Source organism: Bacteroides sp. 214, assembly GCF_010501015.1.
Lineage (GTDB): Bacteria > Bacteroidota > Bacteroidia > Bacteroidales > Bacteroidaceae > Bacteroides.
The window spans coordinates 1-336 of record NZ_QVML01000043.1; the positions used below are offsets into that span (position 1 = coordinate 1).

Consider the following 336-nt stretch of genomic DNA (forward strand, 5'->3'; position numbering starts at 1 on the left):
TGCGACACACGATCTATAAGTTTACCATTATCATACAATTCGGCAATAACCGTATAGAGATAAGGATTCTTTTTCCCATTCCATAGCTCTCTACCTAATGGTAATTTTATAAATGGCTGAAACAGTACGGCTAAAGCTACCCAAACGAGAGTTACGGTATTGTGCACCAAGGTTCGTACGCCACTTCAGCCAAGGTAGTATCTTTGTACGAAGGAGTGGAGGGAGTTTCACCTCTGGTCAACCACCCCCTCAGGGTGGCTTGCGGCAAGTAAGTCGGTTGCGCCGTGAATTGTTTCTATATGGTTTCGGGTGAGGTATGCACAACGCAATATACCG

At 45.2% G+C, this 336-nt stretch carries 1 protein-coding gene; it reads right to left on the reverse strand.

Translation table 11 applies throughout. The annotated features are described in order from the left end of the window. Nucleotides 1–167, reverse strand: a 167-nt coding sequence (locus tag D0T50_RS13470; protein ID WP_370520916.1) for a DUF6804 family protein, incomplete at its 3' end; no start/stop codon positions are given. Nucleotides 168–336: the final 169 nt, after the last annotated feature.